At 69.5% G+C, this 17,150-nt stretch carries 17 protein-coding genes and 1 pseudogene; 5 read left to right on the forward strand and 13 right to left on the reverse strand.

The window, feature by feature from the left end; all coding sequences use genetic code 11:
* The first annotated feature begins 25 nt into the window (after positions 1–25).
* The 3 genes from BLS56_RS06605 (at position 26) to BLS56_RS06615 (ending at position 2,599) form a co-directional block, all read left to right on the forward strand.
* Positions 26–910, forward strand: a complete 885-nt coding sequence (locus tag BLS56_RS06605; protein ID WP_091449027.1) for a glutamate ABC transporter substrate-binding protein — start codon at positions 26–28, stop codon at positions 908–910.
* Positions 911–981: 71 nt separating this feature from the next.
* The gene (locus tag BLS56_RS06610) at positions 982–1,632 is read left to right on the forward strand and encodes an amino acid ABC transporter permease (protein ID WP_091449028.1); all 651 of its coding nucleotides are present in this window, start codon (positions 982–984) and stop codon (positions 1,630–1,632) included.
* 73 nt (positions 1,633–1,705) lie between these two features.
* Entirely contained in the window at positions 1,706–2,599 is an 894-nt protein-coding gene (locus BLS56_RS06615; RefSeq protein ID WP_091449029.1) for an amino acid ABC transporter permease, read from the forward strand.
* Positions 2,600–2,662: 63 nt separating this feature from the next.
* Here the strand turns inward: BLS56_RS06615 and BLS56_RS06620 are convergent, their stop codons facing one another.
* The 4 genes from BLS56_RS06620 to BLS56_RS06635 are packed head-to-tail and all read right to left on the reverse strand — an operon-like array spanning position 2,663 to position 6,458.
* Positions 2,663–3,418 carry a succinate dehydrogenase/fumarate reductase iron-sulfur subunit gene (locus BLS56_RS06620; RefSeq protein WP_091449030.1) on the reverse strand — a complete coding sequence of 252 codons (756 nt, stop codon included), beginning with the start codon at positions 3,416–3,418 and terminating at the stop codon, positions 2,663–2,665.
* Between the two features lies 1 nt (position 3,419).
* Positions 3,420–5,330 (reverse strand): fumarate reductase/succinate dehydrogenase flavoprotein subunit, encoded by a 1,911-nt coding sequence (locus BLS56_RS06625; protein WP_091449031.1) that lies wholly within the window; start codon positions 5,328–5,330, stop codon positions 3,420–3,422.
* A gap of 30 nt (positions 5,331–5,360) precedes the next feature.
* A complete protein-coding gene (locus BLS56_RS06630; RefSeq protein ID WP_091449032.1) occupies positions 5,361–6,143 on the reverse strand; it encodes a hypothetical protein in 783 nt (260 codons plus the stop codon).
* 33 nt (positions 6,144–6,176) lie between these two features.
* Positions 6,177–6,458 carry a hypothetical protein gene (locus BLS56_RS06635; protein ID WP_091449033.1) on the reverse strand — a complete coding sequence of 94 codons (282 nt, stop codon included), beginning with the start codon at positions 6,456–6,458 and terminating at the stop codon, positions 6,177–6,179.
* A gap of 622 nt (positions 6,459–7,080) precedes the next feature.
* On the opposite strand from BLS56_RS06635, the pseudogene BLS56_RS32115 reads away from it, so the two are divergent.
* Positions 7,081–7,200 (forward strand): annotated as a pseudogene (locus tag BLS56_RS32115) (ABC transporter ATP-binding protein); the annotation flags it as partial.
* 207 nt (positions 7,201–7,407) lie between these two features.
* Here the strand turns inward: BLS56_RS32115 and BLS56_RS06640 are convergent.
* The 3 genes from BLS56_RS06640 to BLS56_RS06650 all read right to left on the reverse strand — a co-directional run bounded on the left by BLS56_RS06640 (position 7,408) and on the right by BLS56_RS06650 (position 9,419).
* A complete protein-coding gene (locus BLS56_RS06640; RefSeq protein ID WP_091449034.1) occupies positions 7,408–8,004 on the reverse strand; it encodes a regulatory protein RecX in 597 nt (198 codons plus the stop codon).
* Positions 8,004–9,044: a recombinase RecA gene (gene recA, locus BLS56_RS06645; protein WP_091449035.1), complete on the reverse strand. Its 1,041-nt coding sequence runs from the start codon at positions 9,042–9,044 to the stop codon at positions 8,004–8,006. Before recA ends, BLS56_RS06640 begins: the two co-directional genes overlap by 1 nt.
* Positions 9,045–9,224: 180 nt before the next feature.
* Complete coding sequence (locus BLS56_RS06650; RefSeq protein ID WP_091449036.1) at positions 9,225–9,419, reverse strand: DUF3046 domain-containing protein; 195 nt, start codon at positions 9,417–9,419, stop codon at positions 9,225–9,227.
* A gap of 34 nt (positions 9,420–9,453) precedes the next feature.
* Between BLS56_RS06650 and BLS56_RS32715 the strand changes: the two genes are divergently transcribed.
* Positions 9,454–9,579: a hypothetical protein gene (locus BLS56_RS32715; RefSeq protein ID WP_267463897.1), complete on the forward strand. Its 126-nt coding sequence runs from the start codon at positions 9,454–9,456 to the stop codon at positions 9,577–9,579.
* An 18-nt stretch (positions 9,580–9,597) separates the two neighbouring features.
* On the opposite strand, the gene BLS56_RS06655 is transcribed toward BLS56_RS32715, so the two are convergent.
* The 6 genes from BLS56_RS06655 to BLS56_RS06680 form a co-directional block, all read right to left on the reverse strand.
* A complete protein-coding gene (locus tag BLS56_RS06655) occupies positions 9,598–11,436 on the reverse strand; it encodes an Hsp70 family protein (RefSeq protein WP_091449037.1) in 1,839 nt (612 codons plus the stop codon).
* A gap of 73 nt (positions 11,437–11,509) precedes the next feature.
* The gene (locus BLS56_RS06660) at positions 11,510–13,459 is read right to left on the reverse strand and encodes an Hsp70 family protein (RefSeq protein WP_091449038.1); all 1,950 of its coding nucleotides are present in this window, start codon (positions 13,457–13,459) and stop codon (positions 11,510–11,512) included.
* Between the two features lie 160 nt (positions 13,460–13,619).
* Positions 13,620–14,591, reverse strand: a complete 972-nt coding sequence (locus BLS56_RS06665) for a glycine betaine ABC transporter substrate-binding protein (protein WP_091449039.1) — start codon at positions 14,589–14,591, stop codon at positions 13,620–13,622.
* Positions 14,588–15,346, reverse strand: coding sequence for an ABC transporter permease (locus tag BLS56_RS06670; protein WP_091449040.1), 759 nt, complete (start codon positions 15,344–15,346; stop codon positions 14,588–14,590). Before BLS56_RS06670 ends, BLS56_RS06665 begins: the two co-directional genes overlap by 4 nt.
* Positions 15,343–16,530 (reverse strand): ABC transporter ATP-binding protein, encoded by a 1,188-nt coding sequence (locus BLS56_RS06675; RefSeq protein ID WP_091449041.1) that lies wholly within the window; start codon positions 16,528–16,530, stop codon positions 15,343–15,345. Before BLS56_RS06675 ends, BLS56_RS06670 begins: the two co-directional genes overlap by 4 nt.
* Complete coding sequence (locus tag BLS56_RS06680; RefSeq protein WP_091449042.1) at positions 16,484–17,131, reverse strand: ABC transporter permease; 648 nt, start codon at positions 17,129–17,131, stop codon at positions 16,484–16,486. Before BLS56_RS06680 ends, BLS56_RS06675 begins: the two co-directional genes overlap by 47 nt.
* Between the last annotated feature and the right edge of the window lie 19 nt (positions 17,132–17,150).

Genomic DNA, 17,150 nt, shown 5'->3' on the forward strand with positions numbered 1-17,150 from the left:
CAGCCGACGACATGAAGGAGCACACATGCGACTCCGGGGCCTTATGGTCGGCGCCGTGACCGCCGCTCTCGCCCTTTCGATGGCCGCGTGCGGTGAGTCGAACGACGCGGGCACAGCCAATCCGCCGGTCAACACCCAGGCGAACTTCGAGGCAGGCACGACGATGGCCAAGCTCAAGGACGCGGGCACGGTCACGATCGGCACCAAGGTCGACCAACCGCTGTTCGGCCTCAAGGAGCTCGACGGCACCTACACCGGCTTCGACGTCGAGATCGCGAAGCTCATCGCGGCGAAGCTGGGCATCCCCGCTGACAAGATCAAGTGGGAGGAAACCCCCTCGAAGGTCCGCGAAGAGGTCATCGAGCAGGGCAAAGTCGACTTCGTGGTGGCGACATACACGATCAACGACAAGCGCAAAGAGCGCATCTCCTTCGCGGGGCCGTACTACGAGGCAGGCCAAGACCTGATGGTCAAGAGCGACGACTCGGCCATCACCGGCCCGGAAGCGCTCAAGGCGGCCAACGCCAAGGTCTGCTCGGTCACCGGCTCCACCCCCGCCGAGAAGATCAAGCAGTATGTCGACCCGGCCAACCTGGTCCTGTTCGACGTGTACTCCAAGTGCGCCGACGCGCTGCGCACCGGCCAGGTGCAGGCCGTCACCACCGACAACGTGATCCTGCTCGGCCTGATCGCGGACTCCAACAGCGCGTTCAAGCTGGTCAACAAGCCCTTCACCAAGGAGCCCTACGGCATCGGCGTGAAGAAGGGCGACGTCAAGTTCTGCGAGTTCATCAACCAGACGCTCAAGGACGCCGCCGCCGACGGCAGCTACGCCAAGGCGTGGAAGGACACCGCGGGCAAGGTCGCGCCGGACGCCCCGGCGCTGCCCACTCTGGCCGCCTGCAGCTGATCGAGTGATCAAGGCTGGGGCGCTTGCCGAGTCGGCAGGCGCCCCACGCTCTAACCGGGCTCGGAGACCACGTGGACGTCATCTTCGACAACTTCTCGCTCTATCGCGACGGATTCCTGCAAACGCTCCGGATCTGCGCGCTCGCCGTGATCGGCTCGCTCATCCTGGGCACGGTCATCGCGGGATTCCGGGTGTCACCGGTCCCGCCACTGCGCTGGGTCGGCACCTCCTGGGTGAACGTGTTCCGCAACTGCCCGCTGACAGTGGTGCTGTTCTTCTGCGCCTTCGGGTTGCCTGAGATCGGCGTCAACGGGGCGTACTTCTGGTTCGGGATCACCGGCCTGGTGCTCTACACCTCCGCGTTCGTGTGCGAGGCGATCCGCAGCGGCATCAACTCGGTGCCCCCGGGCCAGGCCGAGGCGGCCCGCGCGGTCGGACTCACCTTCGGCCAGTCGCTGTCCACCGTGGTGCTGCCGCAGGCGCTGCGCACGGTCGTGCCGCCGCTGGGCAGCGTGCTCATCGCGATGATCAAAAACTCGGCTATCGTCGGCGCCTTCGGCGTGGGCGGGGACCTCTTCGCCGTCGGTGACACGCTCACCTCCGCCCGCGGGGAGGCCGCGCTGCCGGTGCTGATCGGCGTGGTGCTCGGCTACCTGCTGATCACGATTCCCGCCGGGGTGCTGCTCGGCTGGCTGGAGCGGAAGGTGGCGATCGCCCGATGATGAGCGAGCCTGCGAGCGAATCCATGACACAGCGCGCCAGCGAGCGAAGCCACCGAACCAGTGAGGTGGCCCGATGACCACGTCCGTCCTCTATGACGCCCCCGGACCGCGCAGCAAGCGCCGGGTGCTGATCAGCAGCCTGTTCGCCGGGGTCCTCTTCCTCGCCGTGCTCGTTCTCGTGGGCCTGCGCTTGGAAAAACAGGACCAGTTCGCAGGCGACAAGTGGGCGCCGCTGTTCGACCCAGGCCACCGGAGGTTCCAGCAGGTCTGGACGCTGCTCGGCGACGCGCTGGTGAACACGCTGACCGCCGCCGCGCTCGCGGTGGTGTTCTCCCTGATCATCGGCACGCTGCTGGCGGTCGCCCGGATCGCCGCCGGGAAGTCCTACCGGTGGCTCCTGGTCGGGTTCATCGAGCTGTTCCGCGGCATCCCCGTGGTCATCATGATCTTCTTCGCCGCCCGGGTGCTTCCCGAGTTGGGCGTCGACCTGCCGACCCTGTGGTTCCTGGTCATCGGCCTCACCGCGTACAACTCGGTCGTCATCGCCGAGATCGTCCGCGCCGGCGTGAACTCGCTGCCCAAGGGGCAGCGGGAGGCTGCGGAGTCGCTGGGCATGCGGCGCTCGCAGGTGCTGTCGCTGGTGCTGCTGCCGCAGGCGTTCCGGGCCATGCTGCCCGCGCTCATCAGCCAGTTGGTCGTGGTCCTCAAGGACACCTCGCTGGGCTTCATCATCAGCTACGACGAAACCGTGCGGACCGCCGGAATCATCATCCAGAACCTGAAGAACCCGATCCAGGTCTATCTGCTCGTCGCGGTCATCTTCATTTTGGTCAACTACGCGCTGAGCAGGCTGGCGATCTACGTCGAGCGCAGGCTGAGCCAGGGCAAGAAGGCCGTGGTGGTCGACGGCGAGACCGCGACCCTGCCCGCCAACGACGTCACCACCCCGGGGACCGGCGGCGGCTGACGCCTTTCCGCTCAGACTCACGGTGGCCGGTCCTCGCGAGGACCGGCCACCGTGGTCTTCTGGTCAGGTTTTCGAGCGCTTGAACAGCTTCGAGCCCAACCACACGATCGGGTCGTATTTGCGGTCGGCGACGCGTTCCTTCATCGGGATGAGCGCGTTGTCGGTGATCTGGATGTGCTCCGGGCACACCTCGGTGCAGCACTTGGTGATGTTGCAGTAGCCCAGGCCGTGCTCGTCCTGGGCCGCGGCCACCCGGTCGGCCACGTCCAGCGGGTGCATCTCCAACTCCGCGACCCGCATCAGGTAGCGCGGGCCCGCGAAGGCTTCCTTGTTGTCCTCGTGGTCGCGCACCACATGGCAGGTGTTCTGGCACAGGAAGCACTCGATGCACTTGCGGAACTCCTGCGAGCGCTCCACGTCGACCTGCCGCATCCGGTACTCGCCGGGGGCGAGGCCGGGAGGCGGGGTGAACGACGGGATCTCCCTGGCCTTGGTGTAGTTGAACGACACGTCGGTCACCAGATCGCGGATTACCGGGAAGGTGCGCATCGGCGTGACGGTGACTACCTCATCCTCGGTAAACGTCGACATCCGGGTCATGCACAGCAACTTCGGTTTACCGTTGATCTCCGCGGAGCACGACCCGCATTTGCCCGCCTTGCAGTTCCAGCGGACCGCCAGATCGGGCGCCTCGGTGGCCTGGAGGCGGTGGATGATGTCGAGGACGACCTCGCCCTCGTTCACCTCGACCAGGAAGTCGTGCAGTTCCCCGGCTTCCGCGTCGCCGCGCCAGACCTTGAACTTCGCCTTGTAGGCCACCTCAGGCCGTCCTTCCCGGGTGTGCGGCAAGTTCGCCGTCGGTGTAGTACTTCGCCAACTCGGGAAGCTCGAACAACTCCATCAGGTCCTGGCGCATCGGCTCCTGCTCCTTGCGCTCGATCCGGACGTCCGGCACTACCTGGTCGCCGTTAGCCGAACAAACCAGCAACGTGTTACGCCACTGCGAATCCATCTGCGGGTAGTCGTCGCGGGTATGGCCGCCGCGGCTCTCGGTCCTGGTCAGCGCTGCCCTGGCGACGCATTCGCTGACCAGCACCATATTGCGCAGGTCGATCGCCAGGTGCCAGCCCGGGTTGAACTGGCGGTGGCCTTCGACGGTGACGTTGGGAATGCGCGCCTTGATCTCGGCGAGGGTCGCCAGCGCCCGCTCGACCTCGTCGGCCTTGCGGATGATGCCGACCAGGTCGTTCATGGTTTGCTGCAACTCGTTCTGCAGCGTGTACGGGTTCTCTTCGACGCCGTCGACAGCCGGGTCGAACGGCGCCAGCGCCATCTTCGCCGCGGCGTCCACAGCGGACTGGTCGACCGTCGGCCTGCTGGACAGTGACTCCACATAGGACGCCGCGCCCAGTCCTGCCCGCCTGCCGAAGACGAGCAGGTCGGACAGGGAGTTGCCGCCAAGCCGGTTGGACCCGTGCATCCCGCCCGAGCACTCGCCCGCGGCGAACAACCCGGGCACGACCGACTGCGCGGTGTCCGGGTCGACCTCGATGCCGCCCATGACGTAGTGGCAGGTCGGGCCGACCTCCATCGGCTCGGCCGTGATGTCGACGTCGGCCAGTTCCTTGAACTGGTGGTACATCGACGGCAGCCGCCTGCGGATCTCCTCGGCGGGCAGCCTGCTCGCGATGTCGAGGAACACCCCGCCGTGCGGCGACCCCCGGCCCGCCTTCACCTCGGAGTTGATCGCCCGCGCCACCTCGTCGCGGGGCAGCAGGTCGGGCGTGCGGCGGTTGCTCTCCTGGTCGGCGTACCAGCGGTCGGCCTCCTGCTCGCCGTCCGCGTACTGGCCCTTGAACACCTCGGGGATGTACTCGAACATGAACCGCTTGCCGTCGGAGTTCTTGAGCACCCCGCCGTCGCCGCGCACGCCCTCGGTGACCAGGATTCCCTTGACGCTGGGCGGCCAGACCATGCCGGTCGGGTGGAACTGGACGAACTCCATGTTGATCAGCGTCGCGCCCGCGCGCAGTGCCAGCGCGTGTCCGTCGCCGGTGTACTCCCAGGAGTTCGAGGTCACCTTGAACGACTTGCCGATGCCCCCGGTCGCCAGGACGACGGCCGGTGTCTCGAACAGCACGAACCGGCCCGACTCGCGCCAGTACCCGAACGCGCCCGCGATCCGGTCGCCGTCCTTGATCAGCTCAGTGACCGTGCACTCGGCGAAGACCTTGATCCGCGCCTCGTAGTCGCCGGTCTCCGCGAAGTCCTCCTGCTGCAGCGAGACGATCTTCTGCTGCATGGTGCGGATCAGTTCCAGGCCGGTGCGGTCGCCGACGTGCGCGAGGCGCGGGTAGGTGTGGCCGCCGAAGTTGCGCTGGCTGATCCGGCCGTCCGCGGTGCGGTCGAACAGCGCGCCGTAGGTCTCCAGCTCCCAGACCCGGTCCGGGGCCTCCTTGGCGTGCAACTCGGCCATGCGCCAGTTGTTGAGGAACTTCCCGCCGCGCATGGTGTCGCGGAAGTGGACCTGCCAGTTGTCGTTGGCGTTGGCGTTGCCCATCGACGCGGCGCACCCGCCCTCGGCCATCACGGTGTGCGCCTTGCCGAACAGCGACTTGCACACCACGGCGACCCGCAGCCCGCGCTGGCGCGCCTCGATCACCGCGCGCAGCCCGGCGCCGCCCGCTCCGATGACCACCACGTCGTAGGAGTGGCGCTCGACCTCGGTCATTTCTTCCTCTCGCTGTCGGGGGATGGCGGTCTAGAAGAACCGCAGGTCGGAAATGGCGTCACTGGCGACGAGCATCACGTACAGGTCAGTGAGGACCAGGGTGCCCAGCGTCGTCCAGGCAAGCTGCATGTGGCGGACGTTGAGCTTGGAGATCAGCGTCCAGGCGCGGTAGCGCACGGGGTGCTTGGAGAAGTGCTTGAGCCGCCCGCCCGCGATGTGCCTGCACGAGTGGCAGGACAGGGTGTAGGCCCAGAGCAGGATCACGTTGCCGAGCAGGATGAAATTTCCCAGGCCGAGTCCGTGGGTGAAGGCCACGACCGCGTCGTAGGTGTTGACCACCGAGACGACCAGCGCGACGTAGAAGAAGTAGCGGTGCGCGTTCTGCACGACCAGCGGCAGCCGGGTCTCCCCCGAGTAGCCGCCGTGCGGCTCGGCCACCGCGCACGCGGGCGGCGACTGCCAGACCGAGCGGTAGTAGGCCTTGCGGTAGTAGTAGCAGGTCAGGCGGAAGCCCAGCAGGAACGGCAGGGCGATGAAGCCCAGCGGGATCCAGCCCGGCAGCTCCGGCAGCGGAGTGCCGAAGTGGCTGGATCCCGGCAGGCAGGAGTCGCTAAGACACGGTGAGTAGAACGGTGTCAGGTAGCCGTACTCGGCGGCCCAGTACCACTTCCCCATGAACGACCGGATGGTCGCGTAGACCACGAAGGCCAGTAACCCGAGGTTGGTGAGCAGGGGCGGGAGCCACCACCGGTCGGTCCGCAGGGTGCGCGCGGCGATCTTGGCCCGGTCGGGGGCGCCAACACCTGACGTCATCGTGTCCTCGTCGTTGAGAAGTGGGTGAGCCTGCTAACGCTGGTAGCCGCCGACTCCCTCGTCGTCGGCGCCCTGCCAGAGGGCCGGGTCGTACGGGGTGTCCGGAACGACCACGACCTCGGATTCCCGCGACCCGCGCGGCACCGGCGCGGTCGAGGTGGGCGAGAAGTCCCCCGCGTCGATGTCGATCCGCTCGATGTCGTTGTCGAGCCTGCGCACCGCCGGAATGTCGCCATACCGCGCGCGCAGGGCACCGACGCAGTGCCGCAGCTGGCCGATGGTCCGCTGCAGCTCGCTGATCTCCGTACTCGACATCTCGCACCTCCGTTACACCGGTCCGTTCGCCGCGCCGTGTCCGTACGCCTTCGTGAAGGACCGGACGCCGCTCGTCGCCGACTGTGCCTTGCAACGGCAGATGTGACAAGTACCACAAGCGGTGCGTCACCGGGTGATCGACCCACTACAGATCGGCATCGAGACATGTGATCTCACCCACACAAGATCCACGTCCACCCTCATCGGACCTGGTGGAAACCCTTGAACCACAACGATTACGGCGATTTTCGATCTACTGTGACACTGGCCACTGAGATCGACAGCGGAGCGCGCTATGGCGGGTGACGCGACGGCGAAAAAGACGGCACTTCAGTTCGGAACTTGTGCCCCAGGAACGCGCGCCGCCCGCCACCCCGGTACCGATCAAGTGCAGCCCCGGCCGGTTCGAGTGGCTGCCCTGGACGGTCGCCAACCGCCCTGCGACCTCAGCGCGGACGCGCTCCACCCAGAGCACGTAACGCGCACCCGTTGGACGCCCCTCGCCGTCCCCCCCGAGCCGACGCGGCTCATGGCACGAACTGGACCGTCGGCACACCTGCCGATGGCGCGAATGCCGTCCGGCGAGGCCGCGCAGTGCGCGCACCCGGCAAGCCCGCCGCGAGGCGACTGCCTGCCCCTGCCGCCGCGCACCTAACTCCGCGGTATGCGGGTGCGGCAGGCGCTGGGCGTGGTCATCTCCATCGACCCGGAGATCCTGCCGCTGGACGAGGGCATCGGCGCCAAGCGTCCGCAAGCCGCTCCTGGAAGGCAGGTGGGCCACCTGCCCGTCCCAGGTCCGCGCTCGGCCCGCCCCGCTCCCCCGGGGCCCTGCGCACACCCCGGGTTCCAGCCTCCCCCACCCTCGCGGCCCCGCCCGGACACTCGTGGCCTGCCCACCGTCCCGGCATCGCTGCTCGCTCCCGCGTGTGGGTCGGGCAGGGCGGTCGGGTCAGTCGGGGAAGGCGTCCAGAGTGGCGGTGTCGGCTCCCGCCGCGGCCAGTTCGGTGCGGACGACGCGGAAGGCCAGGCCCTCGGGGTAGCCGCGGCGGGCGAGCATGGCGACCAGGCGGCGGATCTTCACCTGGTCGTCCACGCCGCGCAGGCCGCCGAGCTTGCCGCGGACCAGTTGGGCGGCGCGGTCGGCCTCGGCGTCGCTGTCGACCGCCGAGACGGCCTCGGCCACGATGGCGTCGTCCACGCCCTTGCGGCGCAACTCCATGGCGAGAGCGCGGCGGCCGAGGCCGCGGTGCGTGTGCCGGGACCTGACCCAGGTCTCGGCGAACGCCTCGTCGTTGATCAACCCCGCCTTATCGAACTTGGCGAGGACCGACTGGGCGACGTCGTCGGGGATCTCCTTGCGGCGCAGCGCCTGCTCCAACTCCAACCGGGTCCGGTCGCGGGCGGCGAGCAGCCGGTAGCAGATGTCGCGGGCCTTGGCCGCCGGGTCGTCGGGATCGACGGCGCGGGCCGCGGACGATTCCCCGGGGGACGAGTCGGCATCGTCGCCCGACCCCCGGGTCCTGCGTGCGTACCTGCGATCGGACATTAGAACTCGACGGGCGCCGGAGCGGTCTCGTCGGCGTCGAGCTTGGCTCCGATGCCGAGCTTGTCCTTGATGCGCTTCTCGATCTCGTTGGCGACGTCCGGGTTCTCCAGCAGGAACTTGCGGGCGTTCTCCTTGCCCTGGCCCAGCTGGTCGCCCTCGTAGGTGTACCAGGCTCCGGACTTGCGCAGGATGCCCTGCTCGACGCCCATGTCGATCAGCGAGCCCTCGCGGCTGATGCCCTTGCCGTAGAGGATGTCGAACTCGGCCTGCTTGAACGGCGGCGCGACCTTGTTCTTCACCACCTTGACCCGGGTGCGGTTGCCGACCGGCTCGCCGCCGTCCTTGAGGGTCTCGATGCGCCGGACGTCGAGGCGGACCGAGGCGTAGAACTTCAGCGCCTTGCCGCCGGTCGTCGTCTCCGGGCTGCCGAACATCACGCCGATCTTCTCGCGGAGCTGGTTGATGAAGATCGCGGTGGTGCCGGAGTTGCTCATCGCGCCGGTCATCTTGCGCAGCGCCTGGCTCATCAGCCGGGCCTGGAGGCCGACGTGGCTGTCGCCCATCTCGCCCTCGATCTCCGCGCGCGGCACGAGCGCCGCGACCGAGTCGATGACCAGGATGTCGAGCGCGCCGGAGCGGACCAGCATGTCCGCGATCTCCAGCGCCTGCTCGCCGGTGTCCGGCTGGGAGACCAGCAGGGCGTCGGTGTCGACCCCGAGGTTCTTGGCGTAGTCGGGGTCGAGCGCGTGCTCGGCGTCGATGAACGCGGCGATCCCACCCGCGCGCTGCGCGTTGGCCACGGCGTGCAGGGCGACGGTCGTCTTACCGGAGGACTCTGGGCCGTAGATCTCGACCACTCGCCCGCGCGGCAGGCCACCGATGCCGAGCGCGACGTCGAGGGCGATCGCACCGGTCGGGATGACGGCGATGGGGGCTCGACCCTCGTCGCCGAGGCGCATCACCGAGCCTTTGCCGAAGTTCTTGTCGATCTGGGCCAGGGCGAGTTCGAGCGCCTTGTCCCTGTCGGGTGCTGGTGCCATCTTCGATCCACCTCGGTTGACTCGAGTCTGTTTCGTGCTCACGGGGCCGACGCTACGGGCAAGGGCCGACGATTCTCAGCAGGCGCCGCCGGTCTGTGGATGAACGGTGCCATTGTGGATGAACAATAGCGAACATCTGTTCGATCTGGGATACTGACCCGCCGGTGGTTCGGGAGGCGGTCAGCGGCGCTCGGCCGGGATCTCGAAGGCATCGCAGACGGCCTGCCAGATCTCTTTCGTGGGCAGTCCCGCCTCCAGCGCTTGATCGACGGTGCGTCCGCCCAGAGCGGCGAAGACGTGGTCACGGGCGATGGTGTCGGCGCGGGAGACGCCGAACTCCTCGGCGAGCATGGCTCGGAAAGCGGTGATGCGCATCGACGCCGAGTCTACGGACAGGCAGAATCATGGTGTGCTGCTGCTCGCGATCGACCCGCCCACCCCCGCGGAAGACCTCTGGCTGACCATCGGCGTGATCGGGGCCTGCGTCGCCGCGATCGTGGTCGGCCTGCGGGCGCTGCGGAACCGGAAGCGCTGACTCAGGTCCCCGGCCTGCTCAGGTCCCCGGCTGGACGTTGGCGGCGAAGAAGTCGGCCAGCGCGTCGGGGCTGACCCCGTCGCGCGTCCGCGAGAGCCAGCCGACCAGCGGCCGGTCCTTGACCGTGAAGACCAACACACCGCTGTCGCCGCTAACGCCTGCCCGGTAAGAACCGTCGAGGCCGTTGCCCCGCCAGTCGGCGAGGACGTGGTCGCCGTCGGTCTTCGCGCCCAGCTCCGCTTCGAGGATCCCCCGGGCCTCGTCCTGCGAGCCGACCTGGGCGTAGTCGACGCGGTACGACTCCGGCAGCGAGCAGGTGACGTCGGCCGGGCCGTCGCCGGGCGCGCACTGGCCGCCATCCGCGACATCGCCCGCGAGCTGGCGCAGGCACGGGGTGAAACCCTGGCCGTCCTTGGCGCCCTCGGTCCGGCACTCGGCGGCCGTCGGCAGGTCGTCGCCCGGTTTGATCAGGAAGAACCCGCCGACCGCTGCCAAGGCCACGACCACGATCGCGGCGACCACGAGCGGCACCTTCGATCGTCCGGGCTTGGCCGCCTGCTCCGGGCGCGGCGGGGTCGGGAAGTTGGCCTGCGGCGCCGGTTGCTGCTGCCGGGGCTGCTGATACGGCGGAAAACCCGGCGGCGGGGTGGGAAAACCGCCGGTGGGCAGCGGAGCCTGGCTGGGGAAACCGCCGGTGGGCGGTGGCTGGCTGGGGAAACCGCCGGTAGACGGGGCCTGGCTGGGGATGCCCCCGGTGGACGAGGGGACGTTGGCCGTGCGCAGGCTGATGCCCTCCTGGGTCACCTGGTGCGCGCCGAGGGCGACCGCGGTCTCTGGCTGGTCCAGACTGATCGGCACGACCCGCAACTGCTCGGCGATCAACGTCGCCACCAGCGGAATCCGGCTCGAACCACCGACCAGGTAAATGCCGACCAGACGGTCCGGGGTCGTGCCGGTCGCCCGGATGGTGCTCGCGAGCAGCTCGACGCTGCGCAGCATACTGGGCCGGATCAGCGCCTCCAGCTCGGCGCGGGTGACCAGCACGTCGTCGAACGGCTCCGGCATCGGCACCTCGGTCTGCGGGTGCCGCGACAGCGCCTCCTTGGCGGCCTTCACATCCTCCTGCAGCGCGCGGCGGGCCCGCCGGTCGCCGGTGGAGTCCGGGCGCAGCAGCCGCTGCCAGCCTCCCGGGTCGCGGTGCGAGACCGAGCGGCCGACGTGCTCGAGCAGCGTCTGGTCGACGTCCATGCCGCCGAGGTCGTGCAGGCCGTCTTCGGCGAGCACGGCGAACCCCGCTTGGGTGGCCGCGACAATCGCCACGTCGAAGGTGCCCGCGCCCAGGTCGTAGACGGCGAGCGCCTGGCCGGGCCCGAGCGGGTGGCCGAGGGAGGCGAAGTGCGCCGCGGCGGCGACCGGCTCGGGCACGAGCACCAGGTTCGAGCCCATGCCCGCTAGCCGAGCGGCGGATAGCAGGACATTCCGGCGAACAGGACCCCACTGGGCGGGATGGGTAAGACGGATCTCGTCAGGCATAGAGCCGCTGAGTTGGCGGGAGGTCTCTTCGACCACCCGGCGCAAGACCGCGGCGAACGCCTCGGTGACCGGGACGACCGCGTCACCGAGCAGCAGCGTGCCGTCGTCGACCCGCCGCTTCGGGTTCGGCTCGAACCGCGACGGGTCCAGCCGCGCCCGCCGCTCGGCGTCCCGGCCGACGACAAGCTTGCCGTCCTCGCCCGCGAACACCGCGGAGGGCATCGTGGCGGACCCGTCGACCTCGATGACCCGGGGCGGTCGCCCGTGGGCGGACAGGACCGCGACGGTGTTGGACGTGCCGAGATCGACCGACAGGACGCGCATCGCCTTATCTTCCTATCCGCTGCTGGCGGTCACGCGCGGGGCCGCGCGCCGACGGGTGGGTTGGCGCGGGTCCTCAGGAGGTCGCCTTCGGCTTCACGTAGTCCTCGAAGTAACTTTTGGCCTCGTCCGTGCCCGTGTTGGAACCGTCGAACTTGACCATGAAGCCGATGAGCGGACGGTCGTCGACGCTGAAGGCGAGCAAGCCGATACCGCCGATGTCGATCAGCCGGTACTCACCGCTCAGGCTTCCCCCGGTCCAGGTGGCCTTTTCCTGCTCCTTGACGGTGGAGGTCAGCGCTTCCATGAACTGCGGCACCTGGTCGGCCCCGCCGACCTGGTAGTAGATGACCGTCCAGTTGTCCTTGCTCGTGCAGGTGGAGGCCTGGATGCCGGGCAGAGTGGGCATCTGGCCGCTCCCGACGCTAGCCCCAGACTTGCACTTGCCCTCTTGGGCCACCACGCCCGCGATGTCGCGCATGCACTGCGTCATGCCCTGCTGGTCGGGGCTCTGTCCCTCGCAGTCGGCCGCGACTGCGGAGTTGCCCGAGGTGGCGATGATGACGCTGACGATGCCGATCACCAGCACGGCGACCACGGCGGTGGCGATGTACCAGGACTTGTTCGAGTTGGACCGGGGCTGGGCGGCGGCGGGACCCTGGTTCGCGAACCGCGGCGGGCGCTGCTGCGCGGGCGTGGGCCCCGAGGGCGGACCGGCGGGCACCGGGGCCGTTCGGGACGGCTGGCCCGGCATCGGCCGCTGGGGGCCGCTCGCGGGATACTGCTGCTGCACCGGGATCGCGCCGGACGGCGGGCCGGGGGGACCCTGCTGGGCGGGGAGCGCGCCGGACTGCGGGCCCTGCGGGGCGAAGCCGCCGGTGCGCGGCGGGACCATGGCGCGGGTGCGCTGGACGGCGTCGATGGTGCTGCTCATGTCGCCCGTGCGCATCGTGATGCCCTCTTGCGGCACGTGGTGCGCGCCGAGGGCGACCGCGGTCTCGGGCTGGTCCAGGCTGGTCGGCACGACCCGCAGCTGTTCCGCGATCAGCGTCGCCACCAGCGGAATCCGGCTCGAACCACCGACCAGGTAGATGCCGACCAGGCGATCCGGGGTCATGCCGGTGGAGCGGATCGTCGCGGCCAGCAGCTCGACGCTGCGCAGCATCCCGGGGCGGATCAGCGCCTCCAGCTCGACCCGGGTGACCAACACGTCGTCGAACGGCTCCGGCAGGGGGACCTCGGTCTGCGGGTGCCGGGAGAGGGCTTCCTTGGACGCCTTCACGTCCTCGCGGAGCGCGCGCTGGGCGCGGCGGTCGCCGGTGGACTCCGGGCGCAGCAGCCGCTGCCAGCCCGCCGGGTCGCGGTGCGAGATCTGGCGGCCGACGTGCTCGAGCAGCGCCTGGTCGACGTCGAGGCCGCCGAGGTCGGGCAGGCCCGCCTCGGCCAGGACCACGAAGCCCTTCTGGGTGGCCCCGACGATCGCGACGTCGAAGGTGCCCGCGCCGAGGTCGTAGACGGCGAGCGCCTGGCCGGAGGCCAGGGTCTGCCCGGGGAAGGACGCGAAGTGCGCCGCGGCGGCGACCGGCTCGGGCACGAGCACCAGGTTCGAGCCCATGCCCGCCTGCCGGGCGGCCGAGAGCAGCACGTTGCGGCGGACCGGACCCCACTGGGCGGGGTGGGTGAGGCGCACCTCGTCCGGCTTCTTGTTGCCGAGCTGGCGCGAGGTCTCGTCGGCGACGCGGCGCAGCACGCCCGCGAGGGCGTCGGTGACCGGGACGACGGTGTCGCCGAGCAGCAGGGTGCCCTCGTCGACGCGGCGCTTGGGGTTCGGCTCGAACCGGGCGGGGTCCAGGCGGGCGCGCCGCTCGGCGTCGCGGCCGACGACCAGGTTGCCGTCCTCGCCCGCGAACACCGCGGACGGCATCATCGACGATCCGTCGACGTCCACCACCCGAGGCGGGCGGCCGTGCGCGGACAGCACGGCGACCGTGTTGGACGTGCCGAGATCGACCGACAGGACGTTCACTGCTCTCCCCTCATCCCCGACCCGGATCGCGCTTAACCCCCAGGTTGCTGTGGCAGATGTTCCCATGAGCGGCACGCGCGGTGGGCCCGGTCTCCCAGATCCGCGCATGGCCGAGGTCACCCCGCCGTGCCGATTTCGCGGGCGCCGCGCTCGCCGCAGCTCAGGGCAGCCGGATGAATCCCTCCCGGACAAGCCAGTCCCGCGCGACCTCGACCGGGTCGGCGCCGTAAACGTCCACTTGGGCGCTCAGCCGCTGCATGGTGCCGTTGTCTAACCGCTCGGCGAGCGGCGCGAGCACGTCGCGCACACCGGGGTGCGCGGCGAGGAAATCGGTGCGCACTACCGGAGCCGCGTTGTACTGCGGGAAAAACTTGCGGTCGTCCACCAGCACGGTGAGGTCGAGCGCGAGCGTGCGACCGTCCGTGGACGTGATCTCACCGAAGGTGCACGCCCCGTTCGCCAGCGCCTGGTAGATCGCTCCCGCGCCGAAGATCTTCATGTTGGCAGGCGCGGCCCGGAACCCGTACGCCTGCTGCACTCCCGGGAAACCGTCGTCACGGCTGACGAACTCGGTCTCCACACAGAACACTCCCAGGGCCGGGTCCCGGGTGACGGCTTCGGCAAGCTGCGAGATCGTGGTGATGCCCAGTCGCTCGGCGACTTCCCGGCGCATCCCGAACGCATAGGTGTTGTTCAGCGGGGCGAAATCAAGCCACTCCAGGCCGTTGGCGCGGTCGAGTTCGCGGACGGCCTCGAATTGCAGGCGCTCGTCGGGAATCGGCTCGGTCTGGCCGAGGTAGCTGACCCAGGCCGTGCCGGTGTACTCCCACTGCACGTCGATGTCGCCGGTGAGCAGCGCTTGGCGGGCGCTGTTGGAGCCCTGGATGTTGGTCAGGTCGACCACGTCCGCCCCCGCCGCCGCGAGGGCGAACTCGGTGATGTGCCCCAAGACGATCTGCTCGGTGAAGTCCTTGGAGCCCACCACGATCCGCACACCGGCCAGGTCGGGCGGAGCCGGGAGCGATCCGGGCAGGACGTTCAGCGGCAGCGTGATGTTGCTGTCCAGCCCGCACCCCGCGAGCAGACCGCACACCGCGGCCAGGGCGGCGAGCCGGGTTCGCAGGCCGTTCATCGCAGCCCCTTCGGTCCGAGGCTGCGTTCGGCGAGCGCGCCGAGCCAGTCGACCAGCAGGGCCAGGCCCACCGCGAGGACCGCGCCGGTGATCAGGACGGTGGACCGGTTGAGCTTGTAGCCGGTGTCGATCAGCAGGCCGAGCCCGCCGCCGTTGACGAACGCGGCCAGCGTGGCGGTCCCGACCGCGAGCACCAGCGATGTCCGCAGGCCCGCCAGGATGAGCGGCACGGCGAGCGGCAACTCGATCCGCCGCAGCACCGCTCCCGCCGACATCCCGATGCCCCGGCCCGCCTCGACGAGGGCCGGATCGACACCGCGGATACCGACGACGGTGTTGCGCAGCACGGGAAGCAGCGAGTACAGCGCGATCGGCAGCACCGCCGCCCACAGTCCTTCCCACTCCGTCCACAGGAAGAACAACACCAGAACGCCCACCGAGGGTGCGGCTTGCCCGACCGTGGCCACGCCGAGCACGATCGGCGCCGCCCACCGCGCCCACCGCCGCGTGACCGCGATGCCGAGCGGCACGGCCACCACGACCACGAGCGCGGTCACCACGACCGAGATCACCAGGTGGTCCCAGGTGTCGCGGACGATCTTCGGTGGCGCCAGGTTGACCTTCTCGATGGAGTCGAGATCGCGGGTGGCCGCCCACAGCAGCACGCCGCCGACGAGCAGCAGCACGGCGACCGGTTGCCCGACCAGGCGCAGCCGGTCCGCCCGGCTCGCCTTGGCCCGCACCGCGGCGGTCACGACTCGACCTCCGCGTGCTCGTCCCGCAACCGAGCGATCACCGCGGTGACGGTCTCCAGGCCGATCGTGCCGAGGTATTCGCCGCGCGAACCGGTGACCACCGCGTTTCCGCCCTCGGTCAGGATCGCCTCCAACGCGTCCTGCAAAGTGCTCTTCAGGGACACCGAGTCGCCTACCGGTTTGCCGACAGCGGCAAGAGACGTGGCCGCGGCGAGATCGCGCGCGTGCACCCACCGCGACGGCCGGTTGCGCCGGTCGAGCACCAACGCCCACTGGGCGCCCCGACCCGTCATCCGAGTGCGAAGGTCGGCGACCGAATCGACCGCGCTCGCGGTGACCGCGCTGTCCCGATCGACCTCGACATCGCGCACCCGCAACAGGGTGAGCTGCTTGAGCGAGGCGCCCGCGCCGACGAAGCCCGCCACGGTGTCGTCCGCGGGATTGGCCAGGATCGCCTCGGGTGTGTCGTACTGCAACACCCGCGAGCGCGGCCCGAGCACGGCGATCCGGTCGCCGAGTTTGACGGCCTCGTCGAAATCGTGGGTGACGAACACGATCGTCTTGCCCAGTTCGGACTGCAGGTTGAGCAACTCGTCCTGGAGGTTGCCCCGGGTGATCGGGTCGACCGCGCCGAAGGGCTCGTCCATCAGCAGCACCGGCGGGTCGGCTGCGAGGGCGCGCGCCACCCCGACCCGCTGCTGCTGCCCGCCGGAAAGACTGCGCGGAAAGCGGCCAGCGAAGTCGTCGTCGAGTCCGACGAGGTCCAGCATCTCCCGGACGCGGTCAGCGACGCGGCTCTTGTCCCAGCCGAGCAGGCCGGGCACGACGCCGATGTTCTGCGCGACGGTCAGGTGCGGGAACAAACCGGCTTGCTGGATCGCGTATCCGATGCGCCTGCGCAGCTTGTCCGGGTCCATCGAGAGCACGTCCTCGCCGCCCATGGTGATGGTCCCGGAAGTCGGCTCGATCAACCGGTTGATCATCTTCATGGTCGTCGTCTTGCCGCACCCGGACGGTCCGACGAAGACCGTGATCCGACCGGCCGGAAGGGTCATGCTGACGTCGTCCACCGCCGGGGCTTCCTGGCCCGGGTAGCGCTTGGTGACGTGGTCGAGCCGGATCTCGACTCCAGTGTGCTCAGTCACGGATTCCCCTTGAGACGGTGAGTCGGGCGACGAGGACATAGAGGCCGTCGACGACGAGCGCGAGCACCACGATGCCGATCGTCCCCGCGAGCGCCTGGTTGGTCGCGTTGGCGCTGCCCGCGCGCGCCAAGCCGGAGAAGATCTCCGTGCCCAGGCCCGGTCCCTTCGCGTACGCCGCGATGGCCGCGATGCCCATCAGCAGCTGCGTGCTGACCCGGATGCCCGCCAGGATCGCGGGCCAGGCCAGCCGAAGCTCCACTCTGGTCAGCACGCGCAGCCGGTTCATCCCGATTCCCCGCGCCGCGTCGGTGATCGCGGGGTCGACCCCGGCGAGGCCGACGATCGTGTTGCGCACGATCGGAAGCAGCGCGTAGAGCACCAGCGCGACCACAGTCGGCGGCACGCCCAGCCCGAGCACGGGAATCAGCAAGCCCAGCAGAGCGAACGACGGGACGGTCAGGATGGCGCTGGTCAGCGCCGTCGCCAAGGCCGACCCGGTCGGGCTCCGATAGACCGCGACCCCCAGCGCCACACCCGCCACCGCGGCGATGGCCGTGCACTGGATCACCGCGCTCGCGTGCAGGGCCGCTTCGGGCAACAGCCGATCCCAGCGCTGCGCGATGAACTCCCACAGACTCATCCGGCCGCCTCCCCTCACT

Source organism: Actinokineospora iranica (genome assembly GCF_900101685.1).
Taxonomy (GTDB): Bacteria; Actinomycetota; Actinomycetes; order Mycobacteriales; family Pseudonocardiaceae; genus Actinokineospora; species Actinokineospora iranica.